Source organism: Roseovarius sp., assembly GCF_027019125.1.
Lineage (GTDB): Bacteria > Pseudomonadota > Alphaproteobacteria > Rhodobacterales > Rhodobacteraceae > Roseovarius.
Map to the genome: position 1 here is coordinate 257,945 of NZ_JALUXE010000027.1, position 17,261 is coordinate 275,205.

Annotated in this window: 16 protein-coding genes; 11 read left to right on the plus strand and 5 right to left on the minus strand. The window is 61.3% G+C overall.

The genetic code is table 11. From position 1 onward, the window contains the following. Positions 1-75 precede the first annotated feature (75 nt). Positions 76-729 carry an alternative oxidase gene (locus tag MVC20_RS09480; protein WP_297540699.1) on the plus strand — a complete coding sequence of 218 codons (654 nt, stop codon included), beginning with the start codon at positions 76-78 and terminating at the stop codon, positions 727-729. A 7-nt stretch (positions 730-736) separates the two neighbouring features. Here MVC20_RS09480 and MVC20_RS09485 read toward each other — a convergent pair whose 3' ends face one another. Further along, positions 737-1,438, minus strand: a complete 702-nt coding sequence (locus tag MVC20_RS09485; RefSeq protein WP_297540701.1) for a response regulator transcription factor — start codon at positions 1,436-1,438, stop codon at positions 737-739. Beyond that, positions 1,435-3,342 (minus strand): PAS-domain containing protein, encoded by a 1,908-nt coding sequence (locus MVC20_RS09490; RefSeq protein ID WP_297540703.1) that lies wholly within the window; start codon positions 3,340-3,342, stop codon positions 1,435-1,437. The genes MVC20_RS09485 and MVC20_RS09490 overlap by 4 nt, the downstream gene beginning before the upstream one ends. Positions 3,343-3,571: 229 nt before the next feature. Between MVC20_RS09490 and MVC20_RS09495 the strand changes: the two genes are divergently transcribed. The 8 genes from MVC20_RS09495 (at position 3,572) to MVC20_RS09530 (ending at position 12,368) form a co-directional block, all read left to right on the plus strand. After that, the gene (locus tag MVC20_RS09495) at positions 3,572-5,518 is read left to right on the plus strand and encodes an AMP-binding protein (protein WP_297540705.1); all 1,947 of its coding nucleotides are present in this window, start codon (positions 3,572-3,574) and stop codon (positions 5,516-5,518) included. A 27-nt stretch (positions 5,519-5,545) separates the two neighbouring features. Further along, entirely contained in the window at positions 5,546-6,364 is an 819-nt protein-coding gene (locus MVC20_RS09500; RefSeq protein ID WP_297540707.1) for an ABC transporter ATP-binding protein, read from the plus strand. Positions 6,365-6,447: 83 nt separating this feature from the next. Further along, on the plus strand, positions 6,448-7,434 hold the full coding sequence (locus MVC20_RS09505) for a branched-chain amino acid ABC transporter permease (protein WP_297540709.1): 987 nt from the start codon (positions 6,448-6,450) through the stop codon (positions 7,432-7,434). A 4-nt stretch (positions 7,435-7,438) separates the two neighbouring features. Further along, on the plus strand, positions 7,439-7,690 hold the full coding sequence (locus MVC20_RS09510; RefSeq protein ID WP_297540711.1) for a hypothetical protein: 252 nt from the start codon (positions 7,439-7,441) through the stop codon (positions 7,688-7,690). Next, positions 7,691-8,767, plus strand: a complete 1,077-nt coding sequence (locus MVC20_RS09515; RefSeq protein ID WP_297540713.1) for a branched-chain amino acid ABC transporter permease — start codon at positions 7,691-7,693, stop codon at positions 8,765-8,767. A gap of 102 nt (positions 8,768-8,869) precedes the next feature. Next, the gene (locus MVC20_RS09520) at positions 8,870-10,156 is read left to right on the plus strand and encodes an ABC transporter substrate-binding protein (RefSeq protein WP_297540715.1); all 1,287 of its coding nucleotides are present in this window, start codon (positions 8,870-8,872) and stop codon (positions 10,154-10,156) included. A 125-nt stretch (positions 10,157-10,281) separates the two neighbouring features. After that, positions 10,282-11,106: an ABC transporter ATP-binding protein gene (locus tag MVC20_RS09525; RefSeq protein ID WP_037275300.1), complete on the plus strand. Its 825-nt coding sequence runs from the start codon at positions 10,282-10,284 to the stop codon at positions 11,104-11,106. 41 nt (positions 11,107-11,147) lie between these two features. After that, positions 11,148-12,368 (plus strand): phenylacetate--CoA ligase family protein, encoded by a 1,221-nt coding sequence (locus MVC20_RS09530; RefSeq protein ID WP_297540717.1) that lies wholly within the window; start codon positions 11,148-11,150, stop codon positions 12,366-12,368. Between the two features lie 66 nt (positions 12,369-12,434). On the opposite strand, the gene MVC20_RS09535 is transcribed toward MVC20_RS09530, so the two are convergent. Continuing rightward, positions 12,435-13,673 (minus strand): FAD-dependent oxidoreductase, encoded by a 1,239-nt coding sequence (locus tag MVC20_RS09535; RefSeq protein ID WP_297540719.1) that lies wholly within the window; start codon positions 13,671-13,673, stop codon positions 12,435-12,437. A 67-nt stretch (positions 13,674-13,740) separates the two neighbouring features. After that, positions 13,741-14,133 carry a rhodanese-like domain-containing protein gene (locus tag MVC20_RS09540; RefSeq protein WP_297540721.1) on the minus strand — a complete coding sequence of 131 codons (393 nt, stop codon included), beginning with the start codon at positions 14,131-14,133 and terminating at the stop codon, positions 13,741-13,743. 131 nt (positions 14,134-14,264) lie between these two features. Here MVC20_RS09540 and MVC20_RS09545 point away from each other — a divergent pair, with 131 nt between their 5' ends. Both MVC20_RS09545 and MVC20_RS09550 read left to right on the plus strand, forming a co-directional pair. Then, on the plus strand, positions 14,265-14,597 hold the full coding sequence (locus tag MVC20_RS09545) for a hypothetical protein (RefSeq protein WP_297540723.1): 333 nt from the start codon (positions 14,265-14,267) through the stop codon (positions 14,595-14,597). Positions 14,598-14,932: 335 nt separating this feature from the next. After that, positions 14,933-16,237 (plus strand): HAMP domain-containing sensor histidine kinase, encoded by a 1,305-nt coding sequence (locus MVC20_RS09550; RefSeq protein ID WP_297540724.1) that lies wholly within the window; start codon positions 14,933-14,935, stop codon positions 16,235-16,237. On the opposite strand, the gene MVC20_RS09555 is transcribed toward MVC20_RS09550, so the two are convergent. Continuing rightward, positions 16,209-17,177 carry a Hint domain-containing protein gene (locus tag MVC20_RS09555; protein ID WP_297540726.1) on the minus strand — a complete coding sequence of 323 codons (969 nt, stop codon included), beginning with the start codon at positions 17,175-17,177 and terminating at the stop codon, positions 16,209-16,211. The genes MVC20_RS09550 and MVC20_RS09555 overlap by 29 nt on opposite strands. Positions 17,178-17,261: the final 84 nt, after the last annotated feature.

Consider the following 17,261-nt stretch of genomic DNA (forward strand, 5'->3'; position numbering starts at 1 on the left):
TGTCCGGCACCATTTGTCGCATTCAAGAGTCATCTTTTATTCCCATCTGACATTCATCAAGTCATGGAGTGAAAGATGAGACCCGAGAGGCAATTTCAGAGCGACGACAGCGCGACGCTCGAGGTGCACCATAGCCCGCGCGACATTCACGACCGGATCGCGCTGCGTATCGTGAAATTCATGCGCGTCTTTGCCGATGCGTTTTTCTCCAAACGCTATGGCCATCGCGCGGTCGTTCTGGAAACCGTGGCTGCCGTGCCGGGCATGGTCGGAGGACTGTTGCAGCACCTCAAATCGGTGCGCCATATCCGCGAGGATCAGGGCTGGATTCGCGAGTTGCTGGACGAGGCCGAGAACGAGCGGATGCATCTGATGACCTTCATCCACATCGCGCAGCCCTCGCGCGGTGAGCGTTGGCTTATCATGATCGCGCAGGCGATTTTCTATAATGTGTTCTTCTTCACCTATCTCTTGGCCCCGCGCACCGCGCATCGCATTGTGGGCTATCTCGAGGAAGAGGCCGTGGTCAGCTACACGCAATATCTGGCCGAGATCGACGCAGGTCGGCAAGAAAACGTGCCCGCGCCGCAAATCGCCATCGACTATTGGAAGCTGCCCGCAGAGGCGCGATTGCGGGACGTTGTCATCGCGGTGCGTGCCGATGAGGCCCACCACCGCGACACCAACCACGGATTTGCCAATCAGATCATGGAGGGACGGCACCCGTAAGGGGCCTTCATCCCCAGTTTACGTCCCCCAGAAAAATATAGCCCGCGCCATAGATCGTCTTGATCAGGCGCGGGTTTTTTGGATCTTCGCGCAGCTTGGTGCGCAGGCGCGAGATGCGGACGTCCATGGCGCGGTCAAAACTTTCGCCCGCCGCCCCACCTAGGGTCTCTTGCATCGTCTGGCGGGAAATCAGCCGCTTGGGCCGCTCGAGAAAGAGGCGCAGTACCTCACCCTCGGCATGGGAAAACGGCGTTTCCGTCCCGGTTTCATCCTCGAGCATGTAGCGGTCGAAATGGGCGACCCAGCCGTTGAACCGTGCCACCTCGCCGGTTTGGGTGCTGGGTGTGCCCCGGCGTAGGCGAGCGCGTACACGCGCCACCACCTCGGCGGGATCAAACGGTTTGATGATGTAATCATCCGCCCCGAGCTCCAGCCCTGTCACCCGGTCCTGCACCTGCGCGCGCCCTGAAATGATGATCACCGTCGCCCCCTGTTCGAGGGCCAGGCGATGCACAAGACTAAGCCCATCCCGATCCGGCAGCGAAAGATCTACGAGGCAGACATCGGGCGTGGTGCTGCGCAGCGCCGCCTCGAATTCCGTGGCGCGGCCAAAGGCCATGGTGCGAAAGCCGGCCTCCGTCAGGGCTTGGGCCAGCATCGAGCGGATCGCCGGTTCGTCGTCGAGAATGGCCACAAGCGGCGCTGTCATGGGTGCGCTCCGGTGTTGAGGGCCGCGTCAAGCTGCGCGGCGGTGAAGGGTTTGCGCAGCACCGGGGCGAGCTCTGCTGCTTGCCGGTGCAGCGGATCATCTTGCGGCAGCGAGGTCATCAGCACCAGCGCGCAATCGCCGCGTCGGGGAAGTCGCGCCAGATCAATGCCGGTGCGTGTGCCTTCCAGCACGATGTCCGAGAGAACGGCAGAGATTTCTGGCAGATCGGCGATCAGGGCTGCGGCTTCGTCCACGCTGGCGGCCTCGATCACGCTATGGCCCGTGCCGCGCAGCATGTCGCGCAGGGTCGAGCGCAGGTCGGGGCTATCCTCGACCAGAAGGACAAGGCCCGGTGGCCGCGCTGCCGCCGCACGGCGCAGCGGCAGACGTAGCGCCACGCGCCCGCCCGTGTCGGTGTTGCCGATGAGAATACGCCCGCCCGCCAGCTTGGTCATGTCGTAGACCATGGGTAGGCCAAGCCCCGATCCCTCGCCGCCCTTGGTGGTAAAAAACGGATCGAGTGCATGTTTGAGCGCCTCGGGGCTGAAGCCGGGGCCGGTGTCATCGACGGCGATCTCGAGCCAGGTATCCTGCAACGGCCGGGCCGTCAGGGTAATCGTGCCACTGCCTGAACAGGCGTCGCGGGCATTCAGCACCAGATTGAGGAGTGAATCCTGTAACATGCCGGGATCAAGCAGATAGCGATCCGTGAGACCGTCGCAGACAATCCGCAACATGATACCGGTGGGCAGGGCCGAACGCGCCAGCGTGTCCAGATCGTCGAGAAAGGCGGCCAGATCGGTGGGCACGGGTTCATGCTCGCGCGGGCCGGTCATATCGGCGATACGGTTGAGCAGTCCGCCGCCCCGCCGTGCCGCCGCGAGCGTGGCATTGATCAACTCTTGCGCCTCGGGTTTCAGGCCCATGCGGCCAAGGCGCGACTGCATCCCGAGAATGATCGTCAGGAGATTGGAGAAGTCATGCGCCAGCCCCGAGGTCAGTTGCGCCGCCATTTCCCGTCGCCGTGTCTGTTGCAGGGCCGCGCGTGTCTGGCTTTCTTCGGTGATGTCCATCGACAGGATATAGACCCCGCCGCTGGTGTGATCCGGGGTCAGGGCCACGCGGATACGCCGCGAACTCGGCTCATGCGTGAACTCGAAAACCGAGGATTGCCCGGCATAGGCCTTGTCCAGTTCGGGACCGATAATCGACCACGGCTGCGGTCCGAGCACCTGCGCCGCGTGCACCCCGATCAGATCGGCGCGCGAGCCGGGCATGACCGAGGTCAGCCGCCGGTTGGAGTAGGTATAGCATCGGTCGGGGCCGACATGCGCGATATGGGCGGGCATCATCTCGGCGGTCATTCTGGTGCGGGCCTCGGCCTCGGAGATCTGGCGCTTGGCCTCTTCGAGGGCCATGATCGTCGCCTCCAGTTGCCGGTTGGTGGCGGAGAGTTCTTCGGAATAGCCGACCAACTGATCTGACAACTCTTCCGAGCGCGCGCGCAACAGCGCCTCTTGCCGCTTGGCGCGCGTGATGTCGGTATAGACCGTGACCCATCCCCCCTGCGGCAGCGGCGTGCCCTCGACGCTGATGGTGCGGCCATTGGCGCGGGCGCGTTCCATGTAATGCGGCTCGAAGGCGCGGGCGATCTCGACCCGCGTGGCGACAAACCCCTCTACATCTCCGACATCGCCATAATCGCCGCGCGTGGCCAGATAGCGGATCGTATCCGCGAAATCCGCCCCGGGCGTCACCAGAGCATCGGGCAGGGCGAACATTTCCTGAAACCGACGGTTGCACACAGCCAGCCGTAAATCCCGGTCATAAATGGTCAAAGCCTGCTGAATGAGGTTCAGCCCGGCCATGGTCATAGCGTCGTGATCGGCGCGGCTCGTGCCCATTACTGTCTCCTCCCGCGTCTTGGCTAACACCGGAAAACCGGTCCGCAAAGGCCAATCGTGGCGCTGTTACAATTCGTAAGGATTGCGAAATGTTCAGGAAAAAGTTGACGGCGAGTGTGATTCTCGCACCCTCTAGGGGAAGAGGAATCGCCCAAAGGCGGTCGGATGTTCGCGCAGGCGGGCAAAGGGAGGATAGAACTTGGCACAGTCGTCACAGGCGACGGACGGAATGGATTCCGTTCCGGCGCTCTTGCAACGTAACGCCACGCGATTTGCCGACAGACCGGCCTATCGTGAAAAGGAATATGGCATTTGGCAATGCTGGACCTGGGCTGAGGCCGAGAAAGAGATCGAAGCCCTTGCGCTTGGCCTCATCAATCTTGGCGTGAATGAGGGCGATTTTGTCGCCGTCATCGGCCGCAACCGGCCGCATTTCTACTGGTCCATGGTTGCCGCGCAATCGGTGGGCGCGATCCCCGTGCCGCTCTATCAGGACGCTGCCGCCCCCGAGATGGCCTATGTGATGGAGCATTGCGGCGCGCGCTTTGCCATCGTCGAGGATCAGGAGCAGGTGGACAAGCTGATCGAGGTGCAGGATGGTCTGCACCAGCTTGAGCATATCATCTATGTCGATCCGCGCGGATTGCGCAAATACGATCACCACAAGCTGCACCGTTTCGTCGATATCCAGGAACAGGGCCGTGCCGCCCATTATGAATGGATCGAGGACCTCAAGGCGCGGCGCGCCAAACTGACCTATGACAGCATCTGCGTCATGCTCTACACCTCTGGCACCACCGGTAAGCCCAAGGGCGTGGTGCTGTCCAATCGCAACATCATCGAGGCGTCGAAATCCTCGTCCGAGTTCGACCGCCTGACCAAGGATGAAGAGGTTCTGGCTTATCTTCCGATGGCGTGGGTTGGCGATTTCATCTTCTCCATCGGGCAGGCCTATTGGTGCGGTTTCTGCGTCAACTGCCCCGAAAGCCCCGAGACGATGCAGACCGACCTGCGGGAGATCGGACCCACCTATTTCTTCGCTCCGCCGCGTGTGTTCGAGACCCAATTGACCAACGTCATGATCCGGATGGAGGATGCGGGCCGCTTCAAGAAATGGCTGTTCGATCACTTCATGGCGCATGCCCGCCGCGTTGGCCCTGCGATCCTGGATGGCAAGTCCGTGAGCGGCATGGACAAGCTGAAATATGCGCTTGGCAATCTCTTCATTTACGGTCCGCTCAAAGATACGCTCGGCCTTGGCCGGGTGCGGGTGGGCTATACGGCGGGCGAGGCGATCGGGCCTGAGATTTTCGAATTCTACCGCTCGCTCGGGATCAACCTGAAACAGCTTTACGGCCAGACCGAAGCATCGGTGTTCATCACCCTGCAGCCCGATGGCGAAGTGCGCTCGGACACAGTGGGCGTGCCCGCTCCCGGCGTGGAAATCCGCATCAGCGACACCGGCGAGGTGTTCTACCGCTCTGCGGGGACCTTCGAATATTACTACAAGAACCCCGAAAGCACGGCTTCGACCAAAGACCCCGAAGGCTGGGTTGCCACGGGCGACGCGGGCTTTTTCGAGGACGGCAGCGGTCATCTGCGGATCATCGACCGCGCCAAGGACGTGGGCAAGATGGCCGATGGCCGGATGTTTGCGCCGAAATACGTGGAAAACAAGCTCAAGTTCTATCCCAATATTCTGGAGGCGGTCGTGTTTGGCAACGGGCGCGACGCCTGCACCGCCTTCATCAACATCGACCTGACAGCGGTGGGGAATTGGGCCGAGCGCAACAACATCGGCTATGCCTCGTATCAGGAACTGGCCGGGCACCCCAAGGTGCTCGAGACGATCAAGAGTCATGTCGAAGAGGTCAATCGCAGTCTGGCGGATGACCCGATGCTGTCGCATTGCCAGGTGCATCGGTTCCTTGTGTTGCACAAGGAACTGGATGCCGATGACGGCGAGATGACCCGCACCCGCAAGGTGCGGCGTGGCGTGATCTCGGAGAAATTCGATGACCTTCTGACCGCGCTCTATGATGGTTCGCCTGAAATCCACACCACCACCGAAGTGACCTACGAGGATGGCCGCAAGGGGGCCATCAGTGCAACGCTCAGGATCGTCGATGCCAAGGTCGCACCGGTGGCGGCGGCACACAAGGTCGCGGCGGAATGAGTGGGTCGGTGCAACAAGGGGGCTGCCATGCTTGACGCAAGCGAAGGATATACCACCGAGGACGGTCGCAAGATCGGCGGCGTGGTGATGGAGATGAAGAACATCACCCTGCGGTTCGGCGGCGTGGTGGCGATCAAGGACATCAGCTTTGATATCCGTCAGGGCGAAATCCGCGCGATCATCGGGCCGAACGGGGCGGGCAAATCCTCTATGCTCAACGTGATCAGCGGCTTTTACCATCCGCAAGAAGGCGAGGTCTGGTATCAGGGCACGCGGCGCCCGCCGATGAAGCCCTATCAGGTGGCGCAGCAGGGTATTGCGCGCACATTCCAGAACATCGCGCTCTTTGAAGGCATGACCGTGCTCGACAACGTGATGACGGGGCGCATGCGGCAGATGAAGGCGGGGCTATTCGCGCAAGCGATCTGGAAGGGCCGGGCCGAGCGTGAAGAGGTCGCCAACCGCGAAGTTGTTGAAAAGGTTATCGACTTTCTCGAAATCCAGCATATCCGCAAGACCCCGGTCGGCCGTCTGCCCTATGGCCTGAAAAAACGGGTGGAACTGGCGCGCGCGCTTGCGGCGGAACCGTCGATCCTGCTCTTGGACGAGCCGATGGCTGGTATGAACGTCGAGGAAAAGGAGGACATGAGCCGCTTTATCCTCGACGTGAATGACGAATTCGGCACCACGATTGCGCTCATCGAGCATGACATGGGCGTGGTCATGGACCTGAGCGATCGGGTGGTCGTGATGGATTACGGCAAGAAAATCGGCGACGGCACCCCCGACGAAGTGCGCAACAATCAAGACGTGATCGACGCCTATCTGGGGGTCGCGCATGACTAATTTTCTCATGTCGGTAAAACGTCGGTGTCACGTCGGCAGACCTGTAAAACCGCAAAGCAACGCGAAGAACGGAGGCTTCAGCCATGCCTGATCAGTTGATTTTCGGGATGGAGGTCGTTTTGAACGGCCTCATGGCCGGGGTGCTCTATGCGCTGGTCGCTCTTGGTTTTGTGCTCATCTACAAGGCCTCGGGTATTTTCAACTATGCCCAAGGGGTGATGGCGCTCTTTGCGGCCATGACATTGGTGGGGATGATGGAGGGCCGAGTGCCGTTCAGCCACCTCATCAACGCGATCTTCGGCACGGAGATTCACCACTTCGGCTGGCACCTGCCGGGGTTGGCGGCGGTCCTGCTGACCATGCTCATCATGGTGGCGCTCGCCTGGATCGTGAACCAGCTCATCTTCCGGCATCTGGTCAATCAAGAGCCGATCATTCTTTTCATGGCGACGATTGGTCTGGCCTATTTCCTCGAAGGGTTCGGGGACATGATGTGGGGCAGCGACATCAAGAAGCTGGATGTGGGTCTTCCGCAGGGTATCAACCTGATGATCGACGAAACCACGTTCAACATTTTCGGCTACGGGTTCTTCATCGACAATCTAGATCTTGTGGCAACAGGTGTTGCGGCGCTTCTGGTGGTCGCGCTCGTGATCTTTGCGCAATATTCCAAACAGGGTCGGGCCATGCGCGCGGTGGCGGATGACCATCAGGCGGCGCTTTCGGTCGGTATTTCGCTCAACTTCATCTGGGTCATGGTCTGGTCACTGGCGGGCTTCGTGGCGTTGGTCGCGGGGATCATGTGGGGTACCAAATCCGGCGTGCAGTTCTCGCTGTCGCTGATTGCGCTCAAGGCGCTCCCGGTGCTGATGCTGGGTGGCTTTACCTCGATCCCCGGGGCTATTGTCGGCGGTCTCATCATCGGGGTTGGCGAGAAACTCTTCGAATTCACGGTCGGCCCGCTGGTGGGCGGGGCAACCGAAAACTGGTTCGCCTATGTGCTGGCGCTTCTCTTTCTCGTGTTCCGGCCGCAGGGCCTGTTCGGCGAGAAGATCATCGAGAGGGTGTGACGCCATGCAAAAGCTGATCGCCATCGTCAACGTGATCGCCTGGGCCGGCTTCTGGTCGTTTGGCTATCTCGCGCTGTCGGCACAGGTGGAAAACACAACGCAAATGGTCACGGCGGCGGTTCTTGCGGCCATGGGTGGGGGCGTGGGTATGCTCGCCTATCTCTGGCTGGTGCGTCACGCCGAGGTCACGGGCTATGCCAAGCCGGCAAATCGCGCAGCCAAGCGCGACGATGAAATCCATGGGGAGGTTCTCTAAATGTTTTGCCGGGAAGCAGGGGATTTCAAGACCTCCTACGAGCAGGACAACCAGACCTTTCCGATCAAGTTCGACCGCTATCGCTATTACGCGGTTCTGGTCGCAGCCTTTGCGGTGGTGCCCTTTTTCATCAACGATTACTGGGTCAACGCGGTCTTTCTGCCGTTCCTGATCTATTCCATCGCCGCCATCGGCCTCAATATCCTTGTGGGATATTGTGGTCAGGTGTCGCTCGGGACGGGCGGGTTCATGGCGGTGGGGGCCTATGCCAGCTACAAGCTGATGACGGCCTTTCCCGAGGTCAGCATCTTTTTCCATGTGATCCTTGCCGGTGGGGTCACCTCGATTGTCTGTGTGTTGTTCGGTCTGCCATCGTTGCGGATCAAGGGTTTTTACCTGGCTGTGGCTACGCTGGCTGCACAGTTCTTTCTGGTGTGGCTCTTTAACCGGGTGGGCTGGTTCTACAACTATTCCGCCTCTGGTCAGATCACCGCGCCAGAGCGCTCGGTCTTTGGTGTCGCCATCACCGGCGCGGCAAACCCGCCATGGTCGGCCTATCTCTTTTGCCTCGTGTTCACCGTGGCCGCGGCCATCATCGCGCGCAACCTGACGCGCGGCACGGTGGGCCGCAAATGGATGGCCATTCGCGATATGGACATCGCTGCAGAGATCATCGGGGTAAACCCTCTGAAGGCGAAACTCACGGCCTTTGCGGTCTCGGGTTTCTTCGTGGGCATCTCCGGCGCGCTGTTCTTTGCGGTCTATCTGGGCGCGGTCGAAGTCGGCGAGGCGTTCGGCATCAACAAGTCGTTCCTCGTTCTCTTCATGGTGATCATCGGCGGGCTTGGTTCGATCTTCGGTAGCTTTGCCGGGGCGGCGTTTCTGGTGCTCTTGCCTGTGTTGCTCAAGAATACGCTGGTGGGCGGTTTGGGTTGGCCCACGGATCTGGCGGCGCATCTGGAGTTCATCATCGTGGGCGCGTTGATCATCATCTTTCTGATCGCCGAGCCACACGGTCTGGCGCAGCTTTGGCGCGTGGCCAAGGAGAAACTGAGACTTTGGCCCTTCCCGCATTGAGCGGCGGGTCAATCGGGGGGCAGACGCCCTGCCGGAGGAGATTGGGCGCAAGATGTCGCGTCCAAGACGAAACATCGGAAAAACCAAGGGAGGAATAAACCGATGAAACAAAGACTGATGACGGCGCTGGCTGCCGCCATGTTGGTCGCAAGCCCGGCTCTGGCCGAGTTGACGATCGTCGATACCAGCTATCGCACCGGGCCATATGGCGCGAATGGCATCCCGTTCTCGGATGGCTATCAGGATTACTTTACCCTTCTGAACGAGCGCGATGGCGGCATCGGTGGGGAAAAGATCAACCTCGTGGAATGCGAGACCGGCTATAACACCGAAAAGGGTGTGGAATGCTACGAGGCCACCAAGGCTGAGGGCAATGGTGCGCTGATCTATCAACCGCTCAGCACCGGGATCACCTATCAGCTGATCCCCAAGGTATCGGCGGACGGGATCCCGCTTCATACCATGGGTTACGGGCGCACCTCGGCCAAGAATGGAGAAGTGTTCAAATGGGTGTTCAACTATCCCGCCAACTACTGGGACGGGGCGAGCCACGCCATTACTCATATCCTTGATCTCAATGGCGGTGACATCAACGGCAAGAAAATCTCGCTTGTCTATCACAACTCGGCCTATGGCAAGGAACCGATCCGCACGCTGGAAGAGCTGAGCAAGAAGCACGGGTTTGAACTGATCCTGCTGCCGGTCGATCATCCGGGCCAGGAGCAGAAATCGCAGTGGCTGCAAATCCGCCGCGACCGTCCTGATTACGTGCTGATGTGGGGCTGGGGCGTGATGAACCAGGTTGCCATCCAGGAAGCAGTCAACATCCGTTTCCCGATGGAGAACTTCATCGGCATCTGGTGGTCGGGTTCCGAGAATGACGTCAAGCCCGCAGGTGACGCGGCCAATGGCTACAAGGCGCTGACCTTCCACAATCTTGGTGACGAGTATCCGCTCTATGACGACATGCGTAAATATGTCGTCGATGCCGGCAAGGCGGCAGGTGCAGGCGATCAGGTGGGCAGCGTGCTCTATAACCGGGGCATGTATGCTGCGATGCTGGCTGCCGAGGCGATCAAGACCGCGCAGGAAATGCACGGTGTGAGCGTGATCAATGCTGCTCAGATGCGTGACGGCATGGAAAACCTCGAAATGACCGAGGCAAAGATGGCAGAACTCGGCCTGCCCAACTTTGGCCCCGAGTTCAAGGTCACCTGCCAGAACCACGGCGGCAACGGCTATGGCGCCGTGTCGCAATGGGATGCGGCCGCGGGCGAGTTCAAGTTGATCACCGATTACTTCCAGTCGGATCAAGAGATCATCTCGGCGCTCGTCGCAGAAGATAGCGCAGCCTTTGCCGCCGAAAGCGGCGTGACACCGGGCTGCTGAGGAAACGGTCGTCCCGGCCCCGAGCCGGGACCTCCTTGCCACGGGGCGTGGCGGCATGACGCCGCGCCCACAAAAGCCGAGATATCCGGGATCAAGTCCGGGATGACATGGAGAAAGAGACGCAGATGCTGGACGCTACCCCACGCGACGAGACCCTGCTTGAGGTCAACAATATCGAAGTGATCTACAATCACGTCATTCTCGTCCTCAAGGGCGTCAGCCTGAATGTCCCCAAAGGCGGGATTACCGCGCTTCTTGGTGGTAATGGTGCCGGCAAGACGACGACGCTCAAGGCGATTTCCAATCTCTTGCGCTCCGAGAGGGGCGAAGTCACCAAGGGTTCGATCACCTACCGTGGCGAGCGGGTGCAGGATCTGATGCCCTCGGACCTTGTGAAGAAGGGCGTCGTGCAGGTCATGGAGGGGCGGCACTGCTTCGAGCATCTGACGGTCGAGGAGAACCTTTTGACCGGGGCCTATACGCGCGGCTCCAGCCGGGGCGAGATCGACGCCGATTTGAACATGGTTTATGACTATTTCCCGCGCCTCAAGGAACGGCGCAAAAGCCAGGCGGGCTATACCTCGGGCGGTGAGCAGCAGATGTGCGCGATTGGCCGCGCCCTGATGAGCCGGCCGGAAACGATCCTTCTCGACGAACCGTCGATGGGTCTGGCGCCGCAACTGGTCGAACAGATTTTCAGCATCGTGAAATCCCTCAACGAAGAGCAGGGCTATACATTCCTGCTGGCCGAGCAGAATACCAACGTGGCGCTGCGGTTCGCGCATTACGGCTATATCCTCGAATCCGGGCGCGTGGTGATGGATGGCGACGCACGCAGCCTGCGCGAGAACCCCGACGTCAAGGAATTCTACCTCGGTATGTCCGACGAAGGGCGCAAGAGCTTTCGCGATGTGCGCAGCTATCGCCGTCGCAAGCGTTGGCTGGCGTAACGCCTTTCCCTTTGCAAGACACCGCCCCCGAGGATGATGGCATGACCCAGTATTTCGACCCGCTAGAAACCCGTAGCGCCGAGGCGCGCGCCGAGGCGCTTGCCCGTGCCCTGCCGGACCAGATCGGCCGTGCGCAGGCGCTGCCCGGCTACGGCGGGGCCTTGGATGGGGTGGAGGCGGCACGGATCACCGGTGTCGCGGATCTGGCGCGCCTGCCGGTCCTGCGCAAGTCCGATCTGGGTCGCGCACAGGGGGCGGCGTCCCCGTTTGGCGGGCTGACAAGCCTGCCTGCTGCGGGGTTTGCCCATATCTTTCAATCCCCCGGCCCGATCTATGAACCCGGCGGGGTCAGCCATGATTGGTGGCGCATGGGCCGGTTTCTGCATGCCTGCGGCGTGGGGCCGGGCGATATTGTGCAGAACTGTTTTGGCTATCACCTGACCCCTGCGGGCATGATCTTCGAGAATGGCGCGCGGGCCGTCGGGGCCGCGGTGCTGCCTGCCGGCACCGGCCAGACCGAGTTGCAGGCGCGCGCCGCGCATGATGTGGGCGTTACCGCCTATGCGGGCACGCCCGATTATCTCAAGGTCATTCTCGACAAGGCCGAAGAAATGGGGCTTGCCCTCAAGATCACCAAAGCGGCGGTTGGGGGTGGGGCGCTCTTTCCGTCGCTGCGCGCGGAATATGCGGCGCGGGGCATTTCCTGTCTGCAATGCTATGCGACGGCTGATTTGGGCAATATCGCCTATGAGAGCGCCGCGATGGAGGGGATGATCGTGGACGAGGGCGTGATCGTCGAGATCGTCACGCCCGGCACCGGCAACCCGGTTGCCCCCGGCGAGGTGGGCGAGGTTGTGGTGACGACGCTCAACCCGGATTATCCGCTCATTCGCTTCGCCACTGGCGATCTGAGCGCGGTGATGGAGGGCGAAAGCCCCTGTGGCCGCACCAATATGCGCATCAAAGGCTGGATGGGCCGCGCCGATCAAACGACCAAGATCAAGGGCATGTTCGTGCGCCCCGAGCAGGTGGCGGCCCTTGTGGCGCGCCATGACTGTATCGCGCGCGCCCGTGTCGTCGCCAGCCGCGAGGGCGAGGCCGATGTGATGACTGTGCGGATCGAAGCGACGGGTGGCGAGGCCGAGAATTTCGCGGGATCGGTGGTGGAGACCCTCAAGCTCAAGGGTCGGATCGAGATCGTGCCTCCGGGCAGCCTGCCCAATGACGGCAAGGTCATCGAGGATCTGCGCAGTTACGAGTGAGGGCGCCGAAATCTTGAAAAGATTTCGGACCGCGATCTTTGCAAGATCGCGGTCCGCTGCCTGTCGTCAGGAAAACCGGTTGGCGTCATAGGGCGCAAGGTCGATATTGGGGCGCTTGCCGCTTAGCAGGTCGGCCACGATCCTGCCCGTCTTGGGCCCTGCGGTCAGGCCGATATGCTGATGCCCAAAGGCCGCATGCACGCCCGTTCGCCCGATCTCGCCAATGAGCGGTAGGCTGTCGGGGGTGGAAGGGCGAAAGCCCATCCATTCCTCGACGCCCTCATAGGCCAGATCCGGAAAGACCTGCGCCACGCCGCGTCGGATAAGCTCCAATGGCGCGCGCGAGGGTCCCTTGGTGATCCCGCCCAATTCCACCGTGCCCGCGCAGCGCAGCCCATGCGCCATCGGGTTCACGGCGAATTTGCCGGTGGTGATCATCATCGGGTTGCGCGGCATCTGCGACGGCGCGGTGAAATGCAGATGATAGCCGCGCTCGGCCTCAAGTGGCACCTTGAGGCCCAGTTTCGCCATCAACGGCTTGGACCATATCCCCGCAGCCAAAACCGCCGCATCGCAAGGCATCGTCCCACGATCCGTCTCGACCGCGCTGATCCGCCCATCGGTGAGGGTGACGTCGCGCACCTCGGCCTGCAGATATTGCCCGCCCTCGTCCAGCAACACGGCCGCCAGATCGGCCATATAAGCACCGGGATTGAGGATGTGGCCGTGCCCTTTCAGCGTGGCGAGGCATTGCGTTGCGGGGCCCAGAATCGGCTCTGCCTCTTGCACCGCGCCGCCCTCTAACAGCTCTGGCGCATAACCTGCCGCGCGTTTCAGCGCCCACCCGTAGGCATCGGCCTCGAAATCCGCGCGGCTCGCGTAGGCATAGCTGAAATCGCTGGAGGCCACCCACTTTTCCGCCCGCGTGCCGCGCGTCAGCGCCAGATGCTGATCCAGACTATCCGCGACGATACCGGTGATGCCAGCCACCATCCGCCGGGTGTCGCGGTCGTTTGCATTGGCCGCGAACTTGAGCAACCACGGGATCAGGCGGGGGAAATAGGACCATTGCACGAAGAGCGGCTTGTTGGGGTTGAAGACATATTTCAAACCCGTGGCCATCACGCCGGGGGTATTGACCGGCACGATAGCCCACTGAGCCAAAAGACCAGCATTGCCAAAGGAAGCCCCGGCACCCGGCCCATCCTTGTCCAGCAAGGTAACATCGTGGCCCGCGCGGCTCAGCCAGATGGCGGCACTCAGCCCGCAGATACCTGCGCCGATGACTATGATCCTGCTCGACATGGCCTGCGCCCTCTGTGGATTGCGGCGCCACGTTGCGCAATGCACGCGGGCGATGCAAGGGGTGTGATCAGCCTTTGCCGGGCTTTTCCCCAACCGGGCCGCCCGCCGCCTGCCAGCCTTTGAAGCCGTCGCTGATGTGGCTCACGCCTTCCAGCCCCATGTCTTGTGCGGTGCGTGCTGACAGGGCCGAGCGCCAGCCAGAGGCGCAATAGAACACAAAGCGCTTGCCGCTTTGGAATTGCGGCTTGGCATAAGGGCTTTCGGGGTCAATCCAGAATTCGAGCATCCCGCGCGGACAGTGAAAGGCGCCGGGGATCATGCCATCGCGTTCCAGCTCGCGCGGGTCGCGCAGATCGACAAAGATCACGTCCTCGGCGCCGTGCAGGGCCAGCATCTCGGTCGCGGGGGCGTGGGGGACCACCGCGTTCGCTTCTGCAACCATATCCTTGATCCGTTTCACCCGATGCCCTCCTGCGCCTGCGGTCGCTACAGGCTATCTTCCCCGCAAGGCGAAGGAAAGTGGGCGTGCTTGACTTTGCGTGCGCCTTGGCTCAGGTCTGCGAGCAAAGTAAGGCCGTTGGAGGGCCGGAAATGAGCGACACGGAAAAGAAACCCAATCGGCAGCAGGTCTACACGCTTTTGGTCGAAATCGGGCGCAAGAGCGGCGACGGCCTGCCCGCCAAGGCAACCGGCGCGGCCCTGATGGTCTATGCCTCGGGGGTGGATGAGGCCGAAGCTGTGCGCGAAACCGTGGCAATCCTGAAACAGGCCGATTGCGCGCCGCTCGATGTGTCAGGCTACGGCACCCTGGCCGAGCGTGAGGCAGAAGGCCATGACATCTCGGATGAAGAGCGCGCCCTGATGCAGCGCGCCTTGGATGAAAATTCAGTCATCGTCGCGCAGATGACGCCGTTTTTTGACTGAATACCGGCCGGTTCGGCCTGCGACCTAGCAGCGCAAGCAGAACAGGTTGCCCCAAGGTAAACTCTCCCTAGGATCGTAACGCAGTGATGCCAGAGGGATCGGGTTCAATCTATTGGGGTGCGATTGGGCAAAAGCCTGTCAGTGGCGCGCGCAGGTGTCGAAAGTGGAATAAAATTCCGTTTTACATTGCTCGTTTGAAACGTATGTATGCGCGGGTTGAACGCTACGTCGGTCTGCCCATATCGTGAAACGCGAGCGAGATGGCACGACCTGTGCTACGGTTCACCATGAAATATGACAAAGAGGCAACAGTACCTATGGTACAACAGGCCATGATGAGTAGCCGGTTGGACGGGGGTGCGCGCCGCCGCAAATTGTCCTTTGCCTTTGTCTGGCTCGGGCTTGCGTTCACCTCGGTTTGGATGGTGATCACCGGGCTTAGCGGCGAGTTGGAGGTTTTCCTCATCGGCGCGCTCGCCTTTGGCGGTTTTGCCTTTGTGCGGCTGCTCAAGAACAAATTGCCTTTGGTCTGGGTGAACACCTGTTGGCTGACATCGACCAATGCGGCGATCTTTCTGGGCGCGTGTGTCGTGCATGTCGACGGGCATATCGACATCATGCTGGTCCCTATGGTGGGCTTTCCTTTTGCCGTTTTCTCGATCTACCGCGACAGGTTCTACATCGCGGCTACGGTGGCCTTGCCAATTATCCTGTGGTTCACGTGGTTTTTCTTGCACGATGTCTGGACCCCGATCATCGACCAGGCCACGGCCATTCGGTACTACGCCCCTATGTCGGCCCTCACGGCGTTCAGTATCATTGTCTACCCGGTGTTCTATTTTGCGATCGTCTCGGCGCAGCATTCGACCGAGATCAAGCGTGCCCGGCTGGATGCCGAACAATCAAGCCGCGCCAAGACCGTATTGCTGTCGGGGATCAGCCACGAGATGCGCACGCCGCTGAATGCGGTCATCGGTCTTGCCGAATTGTTGCGAGACGACGGCATGAGAAAGGGGGACGCGCAGCTTGCAGATTTTGCAGCTCGCATTCTCCATTCCGGCGAGACCCTGTTGGCGACTGTGGAAAAGACCATGCATTTTGCCGATATCGCAGTGCGGCGCACCGCCGTCACCCTGGTGCCGGTTGATGTGGCCTCTGTGATCACGCGGGTCCTCGATACTTATCGCGACGAGGCCAAGGAGCGCGGTGTCACGCTTGTCGCGGACACGGCGGGTGAGCGGGTGCTCGCAGAGCCGGCCCTGTTTGAAGAAGCGCTGGAGCAATTGGTGGAAAACAGCGTGCGCTATAGCGGAGCCGGGAGCAATGTCGCGGTGCGCGTTGAGAAGCATCGGACCGGATACCACCGGATCACGGTTTCGGACAATGGCCCCGGTTTCGGATCGGTTGATCCGGCGCTTGCCTTTTCCCCGTTCGAACGGCTGGCCCATGCCACGGGAACAACCTTTGGAGCGGGGATGGGGCTTGCGCTTGCACGCATCAAGGCCGAGGCGATGTCGGGTAGCGTTGGAATAGACTTTGACGTGCCAAGCGGCGCGCGGGTCTGGATCGAATTGCCCGCCGCCTTTGACGATGCAGCATCCCGGACAGCGCTCAGGCCGCGCGATTCATCGCAAGCGTGATCGCCTCATAGGGTTTGAGCACCGGCCAGATTGGTCGCGGATGTTCCGGAAGGCGGGCACGGTCGAACCCGGCCAGAACGCTGGCCCCCAACAGGTCAGGATTGCGCCGGAGCCGCCCGATATAGAGGCTCTCGGTGCGTGTGCCTGCCACGATGATCTCTTCGTGGGCGGGCAACAGCAGGTGATGATAGCTGACAATATCGGAGGTCTCGGCGTAGAGCGCCGAGAACCCGTTGATCAGGTGCCGCGCCGGAACCAGCACGGCCTCGCATCCGAACAGGTATTCCACCTCGGAGCCGCGGATCACCAGCCGTTGCTGTGGCGAGACGACGATATCGCGGCGCAGGCCGAAATAGGGCGCGCGCAGGCGGACCGGGCGAAAGCTGCCCATGGCGGGCACGCGCCGCGTGACGGTTTGCAGCACCGGCACGATCTGCCCCTCGTCGGTATCGACCAGATGGCCGCGTTTGAGCTGACCTGCCGGCACATAGCCGCTCGGGGTGCAGACCGGAACGTTCGACGCCAGTCCGGGCATCGGACCGATGGGTTCAATCCGGTTCGACAGGGCGACAAAGATCACGTCCGGGTCGATCCGGCGCTGCCGTGGATCGGTCAGCAAGATGCGCAGATCCGCCAGTGGCATCGGATGCGGTGGCGGCAATGTGATGCTGTGGACCCGGTCCATCTCTGGCCGCTCGAGCGAGAGCCGTCCCCAACGGGCTGGAGCATCCCAAGCGTAGGTCAGGCGCAGGGTATCGGTGCGATCGTCGGCGCGGTAAGGCAGGGTGGCGTGGCGCACATCCCCGGCCTGTGTCTCGATCAGGACGATACCCCCGCCCGGCAGCGCCTGAATAGAAAAGCCGCCGCTCCAGGGGTGACTACGGCTGAAGGCCAACAGGGTTTGCGGCCGCCCTTCAGACGAGAGCCGGGTTTCAATCATTAAAGTGCCGCGAGGCAGCAAGGCGTTCGCGTCGGTGGGGGGCGTTCCGTCTTTTGGCCGATCAAGGCCGTCCGGGGCGAACCG

Bases quoted from the DNA above. Each gene is read 5' to 3' on its own strand.
- MVC20_RS09480 (WP_297540699.1), top strand. From the start codon at position 76: ATGAGACCCGAGAGGCAATTTCAGAGCGACGACAGCGCGACGCTCGAG.
- MVC20_RS09485 (WP_297540701.1), bottom strand. From the start codon at position 1,438: ATGACAGCGCCGCTTGTGGCCATTCTCGACGACGAACCGGCGATCCGC.
- MVC20_RS09490 (WP_297540703.1), bottom strand. From the start codon at position 3,342: ATGGGCACGAGCCGCGCCGATCACGACGCTATGACCATGGCCGGGCTG.
- MVC20_RS09495 (WP_297540705.1), top strand. From the start codon at position 3,572: ATGGATTCCGTTCCGGCGCTCTTGCAACGTAACGCCACGCGATTTGCC.
- MVC20_RS09500 (WP_297540707.1), top strand. From the start codon at position 5,546: ATGCTTGACGCAAGCGAAGGATATACCACCGAGGACGGTCGCAAGATC.
- MVC20_RS09505 (WP_297540709.1), top strand. From the start codon at position 6,448: ATGCCTGATCAGTTGATTTTCGGGATGGAGGTCGTTTTGAACGGCCTC.
- MVC20_RS09510 (WP_297540711.1), top strand. From the start codon at position 7,439: ATGCAAAAGCTGATCGCCATCGTCAACGTGATCGCCTGGGCCGGCTTC.
- MVC20_RS09515 (WP_297540713.1), top strand. From the start codon at position 7,691: ATGTTTTGCCGGGAAGCAGGGGATTTCAAGACCTCCTACGAGCAGGAC.
- MVC20_RS09520 (WP_297540715.1), top strand. From the start codon at position 8,870: ATGAAACAAAGACTGATGACGGCGCTGGCTGCCGCCATGTTGGTCGCA.
- MVC20_RS09525 (WP_037275300.1), top strand. From the start codon at position 10,282: ATGCTGGACGCTACCCCACGCGACGAGACCCTGCTTGAGGTCAACAAT.
- MVC20_RS09530 (WP_297540717.1), top strand. From the start codon at position 11,148: ATGACCCAGTATTTCGACCCGCTAGAAACCCGTAGCGCCGAGGCGCGC.
- MVC20_RS09535 (WP_297540719.1), bottom strand. From the start codon at position 13,673: ATGTCGAGCAGGATCATAGTCATCGGCGCAGGTATCTGCGGGCTGAGT.
- MVC20_RS09545 (WP_297540723.1), top strand. From the start codon at position 14,265: ATGAGCGACACGGAAAAGAAACCCAATCGGCAGCAGGTCTACACGCTT.
- MVC20_RS09550 (WP_297540724.1), top strand. From the start codon at position 14,933: ATGAGTAGCCGGTTGGACGGGGGTGCGCGCCGCCGCAAATTGTCCTTT.
- MVC20_RS09555 (WP_297540726.1), bottom strand. From the start codon at position 17,177: ATGATTGAAACCCGGCTCTCGTCTGAAGGGCGGCCGCAAACCCTGTTG.